This window comes from Chryseobacterium indologenes (genome assembly GCA_016025055.1).
Taxonomy (GTDB): domain Bacteria; phylum Bacteroidota; class Bacteroidia; order Flavobacteriales; family Weeksellaceae; genus Chryseobacterium; species Chryseobacterium indologenes.
Genome location: CP065590.1, coordinates 2,644,979 through 2,661,801, shown reverse-complemented (window position 1 = coordinate 2,661,801; position 16,823 = coordinate 2,644,979). Strand labels below are relative to the sequence as shown.

Sequence of the window (16,823 nt, the reverse complement as noted above, 5' to 3'; positions counted from 1 at the left end):
TTAAGAAACTTTTAAGATTTATTTTGAAATAACGAAAGAAATCTAAATTTATTTTATTTACAACAATTTTTTATTCCACAGTTACAGATTTTGCTAAGTTTCTCGGCTGATCTACGTTCGCTCCTCTATATACTGCAATGTAGTATGCAAGCAGTTGTAGAGGTACTGAAGCCACAATCGGAGAGAAGCATTCTGATGTCTCAGGAATTTCAATAACATAGTCTGCCATTTCGCTAACCTGGCGGTCACCTTTATTAACGACAGCAATAACTTTTCCTTTTCTTGCCTTAATTTCCTGAACATTACTTACTATTTTATCATAGTGACCTTTTTTAGGGGCTATAATAACAATCGGCATGTTTTCGTCTATCAATGCGATAGGTCCGTGCTTCATTTCTGCTGCCGGATATCCTTCTGCATGGATATAGGAAATTTCTTTTAATTTTAAAGCACCTTCCAGAGCTGCCGGATAGTTGTATCCTCTTCCTAAATAAAGGAAGTTTGTAGTGGCTACAAAATCTTTTGCAATCTCCTGAATTTGCTCATGGGTAGAGTTTAGTACGTCTTCTACTCTTTTAGGAATTGCGTCAAGCTCGGCAATAAGACTCATAAAGTCTGCATTTCCTAAATTCCCGTTATGTTTTCCTAATTTGAAAGCTATTAACGTAAGAATGGTAAGCTGAGCAGTAAATGCTTTTGTAGAAGCTACCCCAATTTCAGGGCCTGCATGGGTATATGAACCGGCATCTGTAATCCTTGCAATAGAAGAATCTACTACATTACATATACCATATATAAATGCTCCTTTTTCTTTAGCTAATTTTAAGGCTGCCATTGTATCTGCTGTTTCTCCTGACTGAGAAATGGCAATAACAACGTCTTTATCTGTGATAATAGGGTTTCTGTATCTGAATTCAGAAGCATATTCTACTTCTACAGGAATTCTTGCATATTCTTCGATAAGATACTCCCCGATAAGACCTGCATGCCATGAAGTTCCACAAGCGATGATAATAATCCTGTTGGCATTTTTAAACTTCTCAACATGATCCCAGATTCCTGCCATTTTGATAACTCCTTCATCTACAAGAAGTCTACCTCTCATAGTATCGTGGATGGATTTTGGCTGTTCAAAGATTTCTTTAAGCATGAAATGCTCATAACCTCCTTTTTCAATCTGCTCTAAGCTTAATTTTAGTTTCTGAATTTCAGGCTCAATCTTAGAGTTTTCATTGATGGTTCTGATATCTACTCCATTTTCAAGAGAAATGGTCGCCATGTGTCCTTCTTCAAGGTAAATAGCTTCTTTTGTAAATTCCACAAAAGGAGAAGCATCAGAAGCAATAAAATATTCTTTATCACCGATTCCGATCGCCAATGGAGATCCTAATCTTCCTACGACCAAAACGCCAGGATAATCTTCATGAAGTACTGTAATGGCATACGCCCCATATACTTCATTCAATGCATATCTTACTGCTGTCGGGAAATCTATTTCAGGGTTCAGATCCATAAAATACTGGATTAAATTCACCAATACTTCAGTATCTGTTTCTGATTTAAAAGAAAATCCTTTTTCTGTAAGCATTGTTTTGATGGTATCATAATTTTCAATGATCCCGTTGTGTACAATTGCTATTTTACCGTTATTTGACAAATGCGGGTGTGAGTTTCTGTCACTTGGTACTCCGTGAGTTGCCCAACGCGTATGTCCCATCCCCACTTTGAATTTTCCTTTTAAATCTTTCGAAATATTCACCAAATCATCAACTTTACCTTTTGTTTTTTCTACTTCAAGCTTATTGTCTGAACCTTCTAAAACAATTCCGGCACTGTCATATCCTCTGTATTCTAGTCTTCTAAGCCCATTGATTACAATATCATAAGCATCCTGAAAACCTGTATATCCTACTATTCCGCACATATTTATTTTGTCTAGTGTTGTTGTTTATTGTGTTTTATTTTTTTCTTTCCGTACGTAACTATCAACTGAGTTTTGTAAGGGTTTGAATCTTTAGTTGTACCTGTTAAAATGACTCTGCTCATATCAAATGCTCTGGTTGTGTATCTCGCACCTACAGGAGCTCCTGAAGCATTTCTCACAAATGATCCCATATTGATAAGGAAAGGAGTATTAACAGCTAATTTATTATTTACCAGTTTACCTTCAACGATATCTTTAAGGGTTTTTGTAATTACAAAATCATAATATTCCGGTACAGGGTCCTTTTTCGGAGTATACGTATAAATATTAAATCCGTTTAAAGCATCTGAAGTAAACTGAGTAAGATCAATTTTTCCTTTATCGTCTGTAATTACCGGAACAAGATTAAATTTACGATCTCCACTTATCGTATTTGTAATATTCGTCCAGTTTTGAGATTGAGGATCTACAAAAAATCTGATTTTAGCTCCAACGATACCTATTTTATCTTTTTCAAATAAAGCTTTAAGCTCGTTAATTTTTTCATCAGGAATTTTCACATTGACGGATGGTCCACCCATTCCCTGTACAAAAAGTCTTGCATCTCCACCTATAGGATCGCTTGCTGGTGCATTGGCCAGAGCAGATCCTGTTCTGTCATACTCATACTGTCCCACATGAGCATTAGGACTTCCCATAGAAAATTTCAAAGAAGTCTGAGGACGGGTTACTACTCCATTATTGGTTACATCATATTTGTAATACATAATCATTTCCATATCATCAGGTGCAAACTGGAAAAGATAACCGTCATTACTTTCTGTAGAAATTCTAAGTCCTCTGATATATCTCACAAAGTTTGAAGCATCCTGAAGCTCAGGCTTACCTTTTTTAGCAATAATACGGTTTTGGAAGAAATCGGTATTATCCAATTTTATTCTAAATCCTAAATTACCTGTAAACACATTGGTATTATCAGACTTTTTCGTCACAGTCACGGTACTTACATTGCCGTCAAAAGTTGCTGATCCTAATTTTTCACCAAGACCAACGTTTAGATTCGAACGGGTAAGACTTTCTGTATTTATATCAAGGAAAGTTGTAATTTCATGTACGTTAATCTTCATTGATTTCATGGTTTTATAATTACCATATTTACGTACAGGATAAGATTTTTTCTCAATGGAAACCGCAACTTTTTCATCACCTACCGGGAAGTCATTTTTATCATAAGCGCCCGGTGCTTTGATTGAATCAGTGATATAATAAGTATCATCAGCCGTATTCGCAGGAGTTCTCAATACCAAAACTACGGAATCTACTTTCGCATTAGGCCCGTTAAAATCAAAATTATCGGTAGGCATTCTGAACTGCGTAACGTACGATGCCTTCTGCATACCAAATTGTGAATCTTTAAAAGCTCCTAACACCCCAACGGAAAGACCTCCACCTGTGGTGTTTAATGAGTTAATAAGTCTGGATGCATCACTTCTGATTGAGTCGTTATTGCTGGAGTTGTATGCTACAACGGGATATGAAACTTCCGTACCTTGTGCTGCATCATTGTTAAACAGCTGCTCTCCGAGAGCATCCGGATCCGGTTCACAGTTATAAAGGATTGTACTTCCGAAAATCGCCAGTAAAAGCACGGCGAAAGTCCTTTTAAGAGTATGAGTCATTAAAAATGTGTTTTTTAATAAAGTTGGTTTATAGAATCTACATCAAGATACTCTGATTTTTGAGTAGCCGTTTCTTTAAATGCCTGGTCAAGGTCTTCGTCAAGAAACTCATCGCCCTTCACTACCGTATCTACATAGTTCATACTTTCGATAACAAAACTTTTAATTGTTGGGTTATCTAACGCTTTTAATCCTGAAATATTATCAAACTTCAACTTTTCATCAATCTTTTTATCAAGATCTGCATCCTTCTCGTTGTACAGAGAAAGAACAATTTTCGCGTCCTTGAAATAAGTATCTGATTCGTAGTAAGTTTTAAGATAAATTGGAACAAAAGAAGCCATCCATCCGTTCAGATGAATAACATCAGGAACCCAGTTCAGTTTCTTGATGGTTTCGATAACTCCTCTTGCAAAGAAAATAGCTCTCTCGTCATTGTCATCGAAAGGATTCCCTTCGTCGTCAAAATAGTACTGCTTTCTTTTGAAGTATTCTTCATTGTCAATAAAGTAAACCTGAAGTCTTTCCCCCGGAAGAGACGCTACTTTAATGATTAAGGGCTGGTCCAGGTCATTGATAATAATATTCATTCCTGAAAGACGGATCACCTCATGAAGTTGGAATTTCCTCTCACTTATTTGTCCAAATCTTGGCATAAAAACTCTTACATCATTGCCTTCATTGTGCATCTTAAGTGCCATTTTGTTTACCACAGCAGCCATATTTGTATCTTCCTGATATGGATACATCTCTGTAGTAATGTACAGTATTTTTTGATTCGGCATAAACTTTCTATCTAATTTTTGTAAAAATGCTTTAATGTGCAAAATTACAAAAAAACATCCAACATTATTTTAATTAACATTTTTTTACGAAAATTCCGATTTTCAAATTATTAAAAACACACCTTATTATGTGATATTTTTAGTAATTTTGAATTAGTATTAAAATAAACTATGGAAGTTATTAAAAACAGTAAAGTCCTGAAGGATTTCATTGAAAGACAGAAAGAAATGGGAAAAGAATTGGCTTTGCCCCTACTATGGGAGCACTTCATAAAGGCCATCTTTCTCTTTATGAAGAAGCAAGAAAAGATAATGATCTTGTTATTTCTTCAATTTTTGTAAATCCTACTCAATTCAACAATCCTGAGGATCTTGAGAAGTATCCGAGAGATATCAACAGAGATATTTTAATTCTGGAAAATTCAGGACTGGTAGATGCCGTTTATATTCCTGAAGTCGTAGATATATATCCTGAAAAGGCAGAAAGCCAGCATTACGACTACGACGGATTAGAAAATGAAATGGAGGGAAAATCCAGACCGGGACATTTTGATGGTGTAGGAACTGTGGTGGAAGAGCTTTTCAGACAAGTACAGCCGGACAACGCCTACTTTGGTGAAAAAGACTTTCAACAGCTTGCGATCATCAAAAAAATGGTTGAGAAAAAACATCTTCCGGTTAACATAAAAGGAGTCCCTATTTATCGGGCAGAAAACGGACTGGCTTTAAGCTCAAGAAACCAGAGGCTGCATGAAGACCGAAAAGAAACTTCAAAAGTAATTTATGAAACGTTGAAAAAAGTGAACGACTGGTTCAGAACAGTTTCCGTCCCTGAGATCAAAGAAAGAGTGACAGACATTTTCGATCAGCAACAGGGAATGAGACTTGAGTACTTTCTGATTGCCGATGAAGATACTTTAAAAGAAACTGATTTCTTTTACAAGGATAGAAACTACAGAGCATTCATTGTAGTTGTAGTAGACGGTGTTAGATTAATTGACAATATGCATTTGGATTAATTCCAAAATAACATACAGCAAAATAAAATCTCCGACTCTGGTTATGAAAGTCTTTCAGACTCTATAATCAGAGTTTTTTATTCTGTTATAATACCATCCTGATAATAAAATAATAACAGGGGAAAGAAACAACACCGCAAGGAGTATCACAGCCACAATATCCTGTATCATTCCATTGCTGATGCTAAGACAAAATAAACAGATTGATTGCAGTCCAAATAAGATCACGCCACCCGCAATATAACCATATGACAAGGTTTGTTTTAGTGTTATATTTTCTTTGCCCGCTTTTCTATTCCCGTTAATGACATGAAATAGAAAAATCAAGTAGAAAATTCCTGCTGACAGCAAAGCAATTAATAGCACCCAGGCTAATTCTTCATTAATAATACTCATATTCCCCTAAGTAAAGGTTTAATATAAAAAATCAAAGGCCTCCGGAAGGAAGCCTTTGAAACACCAAATCACAAAATATTAATATGAAAAAAATTTACTTTTCAGTAAACTTGTGACCCGGCTGGGATTCGAACCCAGGACCCATACATTAAAAGTGTATTGCTCTACCAGCTGAGCTACCGAGTCGGCCACAATTAAAAATGAATAAATTTCACTATTAATTATTAAATTTTCTTTGCAGTGCCTGCGACTGGACTCGAACCAGCACATCCTTAGGAAACCACCCCCTCAAGATGGCGTGTCTACCAATTTCACCACGCAGGCAATAAAAATTACAAAATTCCAGTAACTTTTTTTGCTTGTGACCCGGCTGGGATTCGAACCCAGGACCCATACATTAAAAGTGTATTGCTCTACCAGCTGAGCTACCGAGTCGGCCACTTATGCATCAAGTTTCATTTAAGTAATGTCCCTTGTTTTAAGTGGTGCAAAGATATGACTTTTTTCTTTATCTCAAAACTTTTTCGCAAATTTGTTTAAAAAAAATTCATGATAGTTTCATTGATCGGATACATGGGCAGTGGCAAATCTCACGTTTCCAAAATATTAAGCGAGAAAATAAATTTCAAATTGATAGATCTTGATAAAGAGATTTCGAGAAAGAACAAATTAACGATTCCAGAAATCTTCGAAAAAAAAGGAGAAATTTATTTTAGAAAGCTTGAAAGAGAGGCTCTGGAAGAGATTCTTGCCTCTGAAGAAAATGTAGTTTTAAGCCTTGGCGGAGGAACTCCTGTTTACTATAATAATATGGAGATCATCAACCACAATTCGAAAAGCTTCTTTTTAAGGAGCTCTGTGGGCACTTTGGTAGAAAGATTGTCTAAGCAAAAGGAAAAAAGACCTTTAATAGCCAATATATCCGATGAGGATCTCCCGGAGTTCATTGCTAAACACCTGTTTGAAAGAAATCAGTTCTATAGTAAGGCTCAATTTACAGTAGGAACAGATTCGCGTGATCCGGAAGAGATCGTCAACGAAATAATAGAAAAGCTCTATCCCTAGAGCTTTTTTATTTTAATCGTCACCTTCTGTTTCGTCACCTGTTTCTCCAAAGAAGTCATCCCAATCTGTAAAATCTGAATCGATATCATTACCTACATAATCATCCATATCTCTTCTGTCTTTTTTAGTTGGCCTTCCTTCACCTTTATTACGGTAATAATCCTGTGACATTTTGCGAAGTTTTAACAATTCATATTGTTCTTTATCCGTCACATCCTGTATGTGAAGTGGGACCAATTTGGCTCCAATTCTGCTTTTAGGAATCTGGATAACCTTTATTTTGTAATCAATCTGATTTTTACGAATTTTGATAACATCCCCTTCTTTTACCTCTTTAGATGACTTTACGGCAGACGTTCCGATAGAAACTCTGTTCTTTTTAATCTCTTCTGCTGCAATACTTCTTGTTTTATAAAAACGAATGCTCCATAAAAATTTATCTATTCTCATAATTTTTTATACTTTTGCCGTTATATTATTTGTAAAGTAATTAAAAGTTTTTTGAAATGAAAAAAATATTTTTATATACCCTTGTAGGATCTTTATGCTTTTCTGCATGTAAAAAAGATGATGAAGTGGTAGGCTATCAAGAACCTGCAGATGTTGCCACCCAGGATAGCTATGATGATCAGTCTATTAAGAAATTTATGGACGAAAACTATCTGGATGTACAGGGGAATATAAAACCTTTCAGTGCCACTGATACTACTGATGACAAATACAAAAAATTGTCTGAATTACCTAATGAAAAACTACCTTCCGGAACTATTTACATTAAAAGAGAAGGTGCACAGCCAACGACTAATCCGCAGGTCATTAAGACGGATGACGTTATTAAAATGATGGGTAGGGCTTATTCTTTCATAGCTGTTGAAACAGACGGAAAAGTAGCATTTGCATCTCAGCAGACTTTTTTTAATACAATAGACGGCTATACAGTTCCTGTGATTGACCCCATGTATTACTATGTTAAGAAAAAGGTATTGGATGATGCGACTGTAGAAGCTGCTAAAAAAGCAAAATACTATCAGATACCAGGGTTTAGAGAAGCATTACAAAAGTTCAATGCTTTTGATAATCTTCCAAGCGAAACGCCTTATAATCTTCAGGGGGTAATTATTGTTCCTTCGAGAGCCGCATTTGCAAGAAACCCACACTATCCTTACCTGAGCATGTCTCACAGAAACAGATCTTTTGTTTTCAACTTCCAGATTTACGGAAGATCGGACAGACCTGCCGATCAGGCGCAAACTTCAGAACAACAACAATAGAGATAATAGATATACTAATAAAAAAACCGTCCTGAGGACGGTTTTTTTATGTTTTATTATGTTCTTGCTTTTTGTTTTACATTTCCTAAAATATCCGGGAAATACAGATCTGCAAGGTGATCAAATTCATCTCCACGCATAAACATTGTAGCATCTACCTCTTCATAAGAACTCCTTCCTGCAGCGGCAATAAGCTCATTGCATGTATGAAGGGTATTTTTATGGAAGTGATATACTCTTTCACTTTTATCGGTTACATCAAGTCCTTTGATCAGCATTTTATCCTGAGTGGCAACTCCTGTAGGACAATTGTTGGAATTACATCTCAGCGCCTGGATACAACCTAAAGAAAACATAAATCCTCTTGCGTTATTACACATATCTGCTCCCATAGCGATAGCCCTTAAGATATCAAGGCTGGTAAGGACTTTACCACTGGCAATAACCCTTAATTTATTTCTTACGTTGTAGTTATTCAGTGTTCTGTTTACAAAGATCAAGGCAGGCTCAAGTGGCATCCCTACTCCATCTGAAAATTCCGGCGGAGCGGCTCCTGTTCCCCCTTCTGCACCGTCAATGGTGATAAAGTCAGGATAAATTTTCAGAACATTCATTTGTACACAGATATCTTCAAATTCTTTAGTATCACCGATACAAAGCTTGAACCCAACCGGTTTTCCTCCTGAAAGCTCTCTTAATTCCTGTACAAATCTTAATAGTCCGGCAGCATCAGAGAAAGAAGTATGTGATGGTGGTGAAATCACCGTCATTCCCGGTGTTACGTGACGGATGGCTGCAATCTCCGGAGTGTTCTTTACTCCCGGAAGTACTCCACCGTGTCCCGGTTTTGCTCCCTGTGACAATTTGATTTCAATCATTTTCACATTGGGAAGTGTTGAATATTTCGTGAATAATTCAGGATTAAACTTTCCTTCCTCATCACGACATCCGAAATATCCGGTACCGATCTGCCAGCATAAATCGCCTCCTTCCAGATGATATGGAGAAATACCTCCTTCTCCTGTATTATGGTAAAAGTTTCCTTTTTTGGCCCCTCTGTTCAGGGAAATCTGAGCTCTGTCACTTAATGCCCCAAAACTCATTGCTGAGATATTCAATAAAGAAGCATGGTAGGGTTGCGTACATTGTTCTCCTCCCACCCAAACTCTCGGAAGCTCCTCGGAAGGGGATTTTGCATAAATGGAATGCTTAATACCTTCATATTTTCTGTGATTTACTTCCAGCTGAGTACCAAAAGCCACCGTGTCGCTTAAGTTTTTAGCACGCCTGTACACTGCAGAACGCTGATTTCTTGGAAAAGGCTTTCCGTCTGTTTCCCTTTCAATAAAATATTGCTGCATTTCCGGCGAAATACTCTCGAAAAAGTACCTGAAGTATCCCAAAACCGGGAAATTCCTCAAAATAGCATGTTTCGATTGGTAAGCATTATACACTCCCAATGCATAAATTGCGGATAACAGCGTCGGTATCCAATAATGCGCTCTGATCAGTATTGCGACAATCCAGGTAGCAATAACTAATACAATTCCCCAAGATAAAAACTTATCTCTCATGAATGTAGTATTTTAAAGTTTAAAAATAAATTTAGTAGAAATTTTGCAAAGAGCCTATGCTTTTGCTAAAAAATTTTGGTAGGAAGATTGCACAGAAACTGTGCCATCTGACAGGATTTTTTCTAAATTTAGAAATTCTATCTGATTAACGGATGCAGGATCAAAGTCTTTCTGAACCCTCACATAATTTTCTGTGAAGCCAAACATTTTGCCGTCTTTATTTTCATGCTCCCAAAGGACAGGAAGCGTTTTTCCAAGTTGAGTCTGATAAAATGCCATTTTCTTTTTTCAGAAAGAATCCTCAGCATTTTATTACGTTTTTTTCTTTCAGCTACCGGTACTACGCCGTCCATAGCTGTTGCTTCTGTATTTTCTCTTTCCGAATAAGTAAATACATGAAGATAAGTAATAGGAAGTTCATTAAGGAAATTATAGGTTTCCATAAATTTTTCCTCGGTTTCTCCCGGGAATCCGACAATAACGTCTACCCCAATAGCAGCATCAGGCATTACCTCGCGGATCTTGCTTACTCTGTCACTGTACAGTTTGGTCAGGTAACGGCGTTTCATTTTTTTCAATACATCATCGCTTCCTGACTGCAACGGAATATGGAAATGCGGAACAAAACTTCTGCTTTTAGAAACCAGTTCGATACTTTCATCCTTCAGCAGATTAGGCTCTATGGATGAAATACGGATCCTTTCAATACCTTCCACTTTATCAAGTTCTGAAATCAGATCAAGGAAAGTATGTTCGTGTCTTTTGTTTCCAAATTCTCCCTTTCCATAGTCCCCGATATTCACTCCGGTAAGAACAATTTCTTTAATATCTTTTGCTGCAATCTCAGCAGCATTTCTGAGAACATTCTCTATGGTGTCTGAACGTGAAATACCTCTTGCCAACGGAATGGTACAATAGGTACATTTGTAATCACAGCCATCCTGAACTTTCAGAAAGGCTCTTGTCCGGTCACCAATTGAATAGCTTCCGATAAAGAAATCGGTTTCTTCAATCTCACATGAATGAACGATTCCTTCGTTTTCTGTTTTCTCCAGATCGTCAAGGTAGCTTAGAATATTGAATTTTTCTTTAGCCCCCAACACAAGGTCTACTCCTTCAATCTGTGAAATTTCCTCAGGTTTCAACTGAGCATAGCAACCCACAATTACCACGAGACCTTCAGGGTTGGCTTTCATTGCTCTTTTTACGTGAAGCTTACATTCGCGGTCTGCATTTTCGGTAACAGAACATGTATTGATCACATAGATATTGGCTTTCTCATCAAAGCCCACCTTATCATAACCTGCATCTGTTAATTGACGGGCAATAGTAGATGTTTCTGCAAAGTTTAACTTGCAGCCAAGTGTGTGATACGCGGCAGTTCTTTGAAAACTAGACATGAGGTACTCCTTAATTTTATGGGTGCAAAGATAGTAATTTTAATAAGAACTCAAGATTGATTCAATCTATTGCTTGTATTCATCCCTTACTTCGGAACTATTTTGGAAACATACTGGTGAGGAATTTGCATCAGGTTCACTGCCTGAAAATTTATTCTTCATTTCAGCATTATACTCCTGAGACTTGTTTCTTGGAATAGAAAGTGTTTTCCAGTCTTCATTCTTTATCATTTTGGCGATATATACAATTTGTCCGATATGATAAGGATAGTGAGCCAGTTGTCTTAAAACTGCATCAATAACAGGATGTGCTTCTCCTCTAATGTAAATTGTTGAATATAAATTTTCATCGGTAATTTGTTCTAAAGCGTTAAACAGACATCTCCACCCTTTTTCCCAAAATTCAATAACATCTTTTTTGGTTTTGGGTGTATTTATAAATTCTTCGTCACGGTTACGCCAGGATTTTTCGCCATCTTCAGTAAGGAAGTCCGTCCACCTTGACAGCATATTTCCTGCGATATGATTTACAATGACAGCAATAGAATTACTTTCTTCATTATACTGCCAGCAAATCTGCTGATCTGACAATTGCTCAAATGATTGATCACCAAGAGATTTATAATATCTAAAACGCTTTACAAACAGCTCTTTCATTTTTTTCTATTTTGTTACTAATCTAAAGTATTTGCAGCATAAAACCACCTCTGACGAAGTGGTTTTATCTATTTATTTTATTGATTATTATTCTCTGTTTTTCACCAATATCCAACCTGTAAATTTAATGGCTGTATTATTTTTATCATTTTCATTCCACATTACAGAATACCAATAAGTTCCTGTAGGGACTTTTCTTCCTTTCTGAGTTCCATCCCATGTATAGCCGCTCAGTTTATTAAGCTGATGGATTTTAGTTCCATACCGGTCAAAAATATCCATTACCAGATTTTGCTTACCTCCTAATGCGGAATAATCGACAATATCATTAATACCATCCGCATTGGGAGTAATAACATTGACAAGATTAGGCACAACAATTCCTATTTCTACAGGAACACAATCATAGGTATCTTTTACAAATATTTTATAATCTCCTCTCGCCACATTATTGAAAATATTGGAATTCTGCCACGTTACGTTATCCAATGAATATTGATAAGGAGGTGTACCACCCATCACAGATACCGTAACCGTAGTATTGCCAATATCAACTGTAGAAATAACCGGCTGTTCCGAAGCGTATACTTTTACCGGCTGGGTAATTACACATTCTCCGGTTTTGAGCTTCACCCAGTAAGTTCCGATTCCTACATTGATCGTCTGGGTAGTCGCTCCGGTACTCCACTCATAACTTTTGAATCCCGGGCCGGCATCTAAAACAGTTCTTGCTTCGGCACAAATAATTTTATCTTTGAGTATCGCAGAATACACCGGCTCAATGACTACCAGTGTAATCTTTGCCACATTATAACATCCCTGCGCATTGGAGACTCTTACATATACTACTCCATTAGGCGCAATATAATTGTTGAAGGTTACTATTTCATTGGTTTGATTAACAGCATCTGTCAGAGAGGGATAATATTTTTTGATAGGATTTGTCTGGCCTGTAACAGACGCATTCCCAAGGTTGAAAGCTCCTGTAGAAAGGTTTGTTTCGAGAGCACACGATCTTAATATTGCATCATTAACGACGACGACAGGATGAAATTTCAAACTGATCTGAGCAATAGCTTTACATCCGAATTCAGAAGTTACCTTTACATAAATAGTTCCTTCTGCGGATACAAAAGTCATAGGATTTGTAATTTCATTAGCATTGGCATTAAGATCTGTCATGCTTAGAAAATACCTCTTAATGGAATTGGGGTTTGACCCGACGTCCGCTGATGTAAGGTCAAATAAGGCAGTACCCGCATTATTGTTATTACACTGCGTTAATGTTGCATTTTTTGCTGTAATTGCTCCATTTTTAAATCTGAAAGCGCCAACCTGTTTACATTTGTTAAGTGGATTATCAGGATTTGACGCATCCGTATAGCTGATACTGTAGTAATAAACCGTCGTCGTATTTACCGTCTGAGGAGTTGTAATCGGGTTATTTCCTGTTAAAGCATCATTTTGACTCACGTGATAGCTTACCCCGAAATGTTGATTCCCGTTAAGAATTCCCGGAGTCAGGAGTGAAAAGTCAAATAATTCAGTGGCACCACAGATTACCACTTCTCTGGGGTCAGCAGGATTCGTTGCAGGAATTCCGGGAGGCACAAATGGGTAAACCTGAATATTCGGGTCGGTAAAAGGAGAAGCCAGGGTTGCCGTTCCTCCCCATGTTAAAGAAAACGGCGCTGTTATACTACTGGTACTACTCACCCAGTTGTCTATGAATAAATAATATGTTTCTCCGGGCAAAACATCCATATATTTGCAGTACGGTGTTGGGGAACCTCCGGGAGCACTTGTAATTGTACTTGTCATATTAAGGCCTGTGGCCGCTCCAACACCAATCACCGTGGCGGCATTACAACGTATTGGCGCTCCCAGGCTGCCACAATTCACATTGGGGCCGAAAATAGCCCAGTCGTAGTCTGCACCGGGGTTATTCGGAGTAAGATCAAAAGTAAGGGTACCTCCGGTTGCTATTGTAATTTTATACCAAATCGAATTGTGCTCCCCAGTGAAATCTATACAACTTCCAGAGTTTTCCAATTCTTTGATATCACCGTATCCTGACGGGCTGTATGTAATATTTGAGTTTCCGCAGACGGCCAATGCTGTGGCACAATCTTGCTGAGAATAAAAAGTATGGGATATCAATAAAAGAACAAATAGTAAAAGTTTTCTCATAGACATATGTTTTTATGGTTGAATTAGTTACATCCACATATCCCTCTCAACACATATCAAATATACCTATAATTTCATTACAAATAATAAAGTTTACATTATTTTAAAATATTTTAAATAAAAAAAATATTTTATTGCGTAATACTCTACATAAATCGATTTATTTTATACTTGTAATATTTCCACAAAGGTTTTCAAGGTGAAAAATTTTATGGAAAGGGCTCTTGACTTCTTTCAAATGTTCTTTATCCTGAATAAAAGTATACCTGGAAGCGATAGAGTTCATATCAGACACAATGACCAGCCAACATTCATCCACAGAGGTGTCATAATAAGGGAACTTTTCATTTTTCTTTTCGATCAGTTCAAGAATTTTCTCAGAGCATAATTCGTCAAAAAGATTCATACTGTACTCATGAGTAATAAATACATTTCTTCTGTGGAAAGATTTTCGTATACTTTTTACACATCCTAACGGTTTATTCTTTTTTATACTTTTATAAATACTGGTAATATTTTCCTCCTGTTGTTCCAAGTGATCAAATTTTACATTGGAATGAAATTCTAAAAAATAAACACCACGATATTTCGTAGTGTCTTCTTGTTCTAGTAGTATTTCTGCCTGACGGAATATTTTATTTAAAGTGCTTTCCACCTTTTTCATTTCCAGATGATTGATCACTTCGGTCAGTTCTATTCCGATTTTTTTGTCGTTTAACTTAGCGATAAAGTCAGGACTTTCGCAGGTAAAGTTTTCAAATTTCACTTCGGGAAAATGATGCATGAAAGAATTGAGTAGCAAAATCTCGGACTTCTTTCTGTATTTTTCACGATCATGAAGCGGAGACTCGTCTATGGTACGGTGGTACTTTTCTATGGGCTTTTTTTTCAAATGCCTGTTGAGATAATATAAACTTAGATTTTTAATCAGATCTTCATCAGAAAACGTCTTTTTCATGTGATTATTTTTTAAAAATTACGAACACATGCAGCCAATGGCTTTCATCATTAAAAGTTTTTGATAATCAAAAATTTACACACTTAAAGATAAGTAAAAAAACAATTCAACATCCGGTTTTATCATTTATTTATCAAATAATTAATGTAAGGTTTATTTTCATTATTAATACCTTTGTCTCTTGTAACACAAATCAGCATTATGGATTTTAGGAATTTTAAGATACCCTACAACATCAATCCCCAATATTCAAAGAAAACAGCGTACTTCTCAATGGAATTTGCCCTTGAGCAGGTACTTAAAATATACTCCGGCGGTCTCGGCTTTCTGGCAGGATCTCATATGAGAAGCGCCTATAACCTGAAGCAGGATTTAATAGGAATTGGTATTCTCTGGAAATTTGGTTATTATGATCAGGCCAGGAATCATGATCAGACTTTACAACCTGTATGGACCAGAAAAATGTACAGCTTTCTTGAAGACACAGGGATAAAGTTCCAAATTGAAATTCATAGTGCACCTGTCTGGGTAAAGGTATGGTACCTCAATCCCGAAACATTCAATACAGCGCCTATGTTTTTTCTGTCTACAGATGTTCCGGAGAATGATCACGTATCGAAAACGATCTGTCATAAATTGTATGATGCCAACGAATCTACCAAGCTGGCACAATATATTTTACTGGGAAAAGGCGGAGCTCAGTTACTGGATGAGATGAATCTTGAAAGAGAGGTCTACCACCTCAATGAAGCTCACGGTCTTCCTGCTGCATTTTATCTGTTGAAAAAGTACAATGGTGACCTGGGTAAAGTAAGGGAAAAACTGGTCTTCACTACCCATACACCGGAAGAAGCAGGTAACGAAAAACATAATCTGAAGCTATGCTACGATATGTCATACTTCTCAGGATACAGCATGGAAGAGATAAAAAGTATTGAAGGAGGTGATGGAGATCGCTTCAACCATTCTCTCTGTGCTCTGAAGATGGCCCGGAAGGCCAACGGAGTTTCCCAACTCCACGGAGTAGTTTCCAGAACGATGTGGAATAAATATCCGGGAATCTGTGAGATCACTTCCATCACCAATGCTCAGGAATTTAAATACTGGGCGGATAAGCCTCTTTATAACGCAAAGGATGAAAATGACGAAACCGTTTTCGACTACCGTAAAAAGAATTTAAAGAAAAAATTATTCAACATTGTTGCCGATCAGACCGGAAATCTATTCAACCCCAACATCTTTACTATTGTGTGGGCAAGACGATTTGCAGGCTACAAACGTGCAGAACTGCTGCTGCATGATAAAGACAGATTTTACAGGCTTTTAAATCATCCGAAATATCCGGTACAGATTATCTGGGCCGGGAAACCCTACCCTATGGATTATTCGGCTATTTCTACTTTCAATACACTCGTGGAAGAAAGTAAGAACCATAAAAATATGGCTGTCCTTACAGGGTATGAATTGTCTCTCAGCAAATCTTTAAAGCAAGGTTCAGATCTGTGGCTCAACAATCCAAGGGTACCCCGTGAAGCTTCGGGTACTTCCGGTATGACCGCTGCAATGAATGGATCGATCAATTTATCTACTGACGATGGCTGGATCCCTGAATTCGCAAAACATGGGAAAATGCTTTTGTAGTACCAAAAGCAGACTACCAGAATATGAGTATTTATGAGCAGGATAACTATGATTTAAATAAATTATACGAAATCCTTGAAAATGAAATTCTTCCCACCTACTATGATCATCCGGAGCAATGGAGAAAAATTCAGTACAACTCAATGAATGACGTGAAAGATCAGTTCAATAGTGATAGAATGGCAGATGAATATTACAGAATACTCTATCAAGAAAGATAATATCCTGCTATCAAATAAATAAAACAAAACCGCCCTGTAAAAC

The 16,823-nt window shown here is 37.0% G+C and carries 11 protein-coding genes, 3 tRNA genes and 3 pseudogenes; 4 read left to right on the top strand and 13 right to left on the bottom strand.

Going from position 1 to position 16,823, the window contains the following annotated elements:
* Window positions 1-70: 70 nt before the first annotated feature.
* The 3 genes from glmS to H3Z85_12205 are packed head-to-tail and all read right to left on the bottom strand — an operon-like array spanning window position 71 to window position 4,388.
* Window positions 71-1,924: a glutamine--fructose-6-phosphate transaminase (isomerizing) gene (glmS, locus tag H3Z85_12215; GenBank protein ID QPQ50289.1), complete on the bottom strand. Its 1,854-nt coding sequence runs from the start codon at window positions 1,922-1,924 to the stop codon at window positions 71-73.
* A gap of 11 nt (window positions 1,925-1,935) precedes the next feature.
* Complete coding sequence (locus H3Z85_12210) at window positions 1,936-3,603, bottom strand: DUF4270 family protein (protein ID QPQ50288.1); 1,668 nt, start codon at window positions 3,601-3,603, stop codon at window positions 1,936-1,938.
* 14 nt (window positions 3,604-3,617) lie between these two features.
* On the bottom strand, window positions 3,618-4,388 hold the full coding sequence (locus H3Z85_12205) for a glycogen/starch synthase (protein QPQ50287.1): 771 nt from the start codon (window positions 4,386-4,388) through the stop codon (window positions 3,618-3,620).
* Window positions 4,389-4,559: 171 nt separating this feature from the next.
* Here H3Z85_12205 and H3Z85_12200 point away from each other — a divergent pair.
* Window positions 4,560-5,407, top strand: a pseudogene (locus tag H3Z85_12200) (pantoate--beta-alanine ligase).
* A 54-nt stretch (window positions 5,408-5,461) separates the two neighbouring features.
* Here the strand turns inward: H3Z85_12200 and H3Z85_12195 are convergent.
* The 4 genes from H3Z85_12195 to H3Z85_12180 all read right to left on the bottom strand — a co-directional run bounded on the left by H3Z85_12195 (window position 5,462) and on the right by H3Z85_12180 (window position 6,238).
* Complete coding sequence (locus tag H3Z85_12195; protein ID QPQ50286.1) at window positions 5,462-5,803, bottom strand: hypothetical protein; 342 nt, start codon at window positions 5,801-5,803, stop codon at window positions 5,462-5,464.
* Window positions 5,804-5,916: 113 nt separating this feature from the next.
* Window positions 5,917-5,989: transfer RNA gene (locus tag H3Z85_12190), tRNA-Lys, on the bottom strand.
* 55 nt (window positions 5,990-6,044) lie between these two features.
* A tRNA-Leu gene (locus H3Z85_12185) sits at window positions 6,045-6,127 on the bottom strand.
* A gap of 38 nt (window positions 6,128-6,165) precedes the next feature.
* Window positions 6,166-6,238, bottom strand: a tRNA-Lys gene (locus H3Z85_12180).
* Window positions 6,239-6,352: 114 nt separating this feature from the next.
* Between H3Z85_12180 and H3Z85_12175 the strand changes: the two genes are divergently transcribed.
* Window positions 6,353-6,868, top strand: a complete 516-nt coding sequence (locus tag H3Z85_12175) for a dephospho-CoA kinase (GenBank protein ID QPQ50285.1) — start codon at window positions 6,353-6,355, stop codon at window positions 6,866-6,868.
* Between the two features lie 12 nt (window positions 6,869-6,880).
* Here the strand turns inward: H3Z85_12175 and H3Z85_12170 are convergent, their stop codons facing one another.
* Window positions 6,881-7,318 carry an RNA-binding S4 domain-containing protein gene (locus H3Z85_12170; protein QPQ50284.1) on the bottom strand — a complete coding sequence of 146 codons (438 nt, stop codon included), beginning with the start codon at window positions 7,316-7,318 and terminating at the stop codon, window positions 6,881-6,883.
* A gap of 56 nt (window positions 7,319-7,374) precedes the next feature.
* Here H3Z85_12170 and H3Z85_12165 point away from each other — a divergent pair, with 56 nt between their 5' ends.
* The gene (locus H3Z85_12165) at window positions 7,375-8,139 is read left to right on the top strand and encodes a hypothetical protein (protein ID QPQ50283.1); all 765 of its coding nucleotides are present in this window, start codon (window positions 7,375-7,377) and stop codon (window positions 8,137-8,139) included.
* Between the two features lie 56 nt (window positions 8,140-8,195).
* On the opposite strand, the gene H3Z85_12160 is transcribed toward H3Z85_12165, so the two are convergent.
* From H3Z85_12160 to H3Z85_12140, 5 genes and pseudogenes are all read right to left on the bottom strand, one after another.
* Window positions 8,196-9,713, bottom strand: coding sequence for an FMN-binding glutamate synthase family protein (locus H3Z85_12160; GenBank protein QPQ50282.1), 1,518 nt, complete (start codon window positions 9,711-9,713; stop codon window positions 8,196-8,198).
* Between the two features lie 54 nt (window positions 9,714-9,767).
* Window positions 9,768-11,113, bottom strand: a pseudogene (gene mtaB / locus H3Z85_12155) (tRNA (N(6)-L-threonylcarbamoyladenosine(37)-C(2))-methylthiotransferase MtaB).
* Window positions 11,114-11,179: 66 nt separating this feature from the next.
* The gene (locus H3Z85_12150) at window positions 11,180-11,770 is read right to left on the bottom strand and encodes a DUF1572 family protein (GenBank protein ID QPQ50281.1); all 591 of its coding nucleotides are present in this window, start codon (window positions 11,768-11,770) and stop codon (window positions 11,180-11,182) included.
* Between the two features lie 87 nt (window positions 11,771-11,857).
* Window positions 11,858-13,960, bottom strand: coding sequence for a T9SS C-terminal target domain-containing protein (locus tag H3Z85_12145; GenBank protein ID QPQ50280.1), 2,103 nt, complete (start codon window positions 13,958-13,960; stop codon window positions 11,858-11,860).
* Window positions 13,961-14,120: 160 nt separating this feature from the next.
* Window positions 14,121-14,918: a hypothetical protein gene (locus tag H3Z85_12140; protein ID QPQ50279.1), complete on the bottom strand. Its 798-nt coding sequence runs from the start codon at window positions 14,916-14,918 to the stop codon at window positions 14,121-14,123.
* A gap of 201 nt (window positions 14,919-15,119) precedes the next feature.
* Between H3Z85_12140 and glgP the strand changes: the two are divergent.
* A pseudogene (gene glgP / locus H3Z85_12135) lies at window positions 15,120-16,780 on the top strand (alpha-glucan family phosphorylase).
* Window positions 16,781-16,823: the final 43 nt, after the last annotated feature.

Bases quoted from the DNA above. Each gene is read 5' to 3' on its own strand.
- glmS (QPQ50289.1), bottom strand. From the start codon at position 1,924: ATGTGCGGAATAGTAGGATATACAGGTTTTCAGGATGCTTATGATATT.
- H3Z85_12210 (QPQ50288.1), bottom strand. From the start codon at position 3,603: ATGACTCATACTCTTAAAAGGACTTTCGCCGTGCTTTTACTGGCGATT.
- H3Z85_12205 (QPQ50287.1), bottom strand. From the start codon at position 4,388: ATGCCGAATCAAAAAATACTGTACATTACTACAGAGATGTATCCATAT.
- H3Z85_12195 (QPQ50286.1), bottom strand. From the start codon at position 5,803: ATGAGTATTATTAATGAAGAATTAGCCTGGGTGCTATTAATTGCTTTG.
- H3Z85_12175 (QPQ50285.1), top strand. From the start codon at position 6,353: ATGATAGTTTCATTGATCGGATACATGGGCAGTGGCAAATCTCACGTT.
- H3Z85_12170 (QPQ50284.1), bottom strand. From the start codon at position 7,318: ATGAGAATAGATAAATTTTTATGGAGCATTCGTTTTTATAAAACAAGA.
- H3Z85_12165 (QPQ50283.1), top strand. From the start codon at position 7,375: ATGAAAAAAATATTTTTATATACCCTTGTAGGATCTTTATGCTTTTCT.
- H3Z85_12160 (QPQ50282.1), bottom strand. From the start codon at position 9,713: ATGAGAGATAAGTTTTTATCTTGGGGAATTGTATTAGTTATTGCTACC.
- H3Z85_12150 (QPQ50281.1), bottom strand. From the start codon at position 11,770: ATGAAAGAGCTGTTTGTAAAGCGTTTTAGATATTATAAATCTCTTGGT.
- H3Z85_12145 (QPQ50280.1), bottom strand. From the start codon at position 13,960: ATGAGAAAACTTTTACTATTTGTTCTTTTATTGATATCCCATACTTTT.
- H3Z85_12140 (QPQ50279.1), bottom strand. From the start codon at position 14,918: ATGAAAAAGACGTTTTCTGATGAAGATCTGATTAAAAATCTAAGTTTA.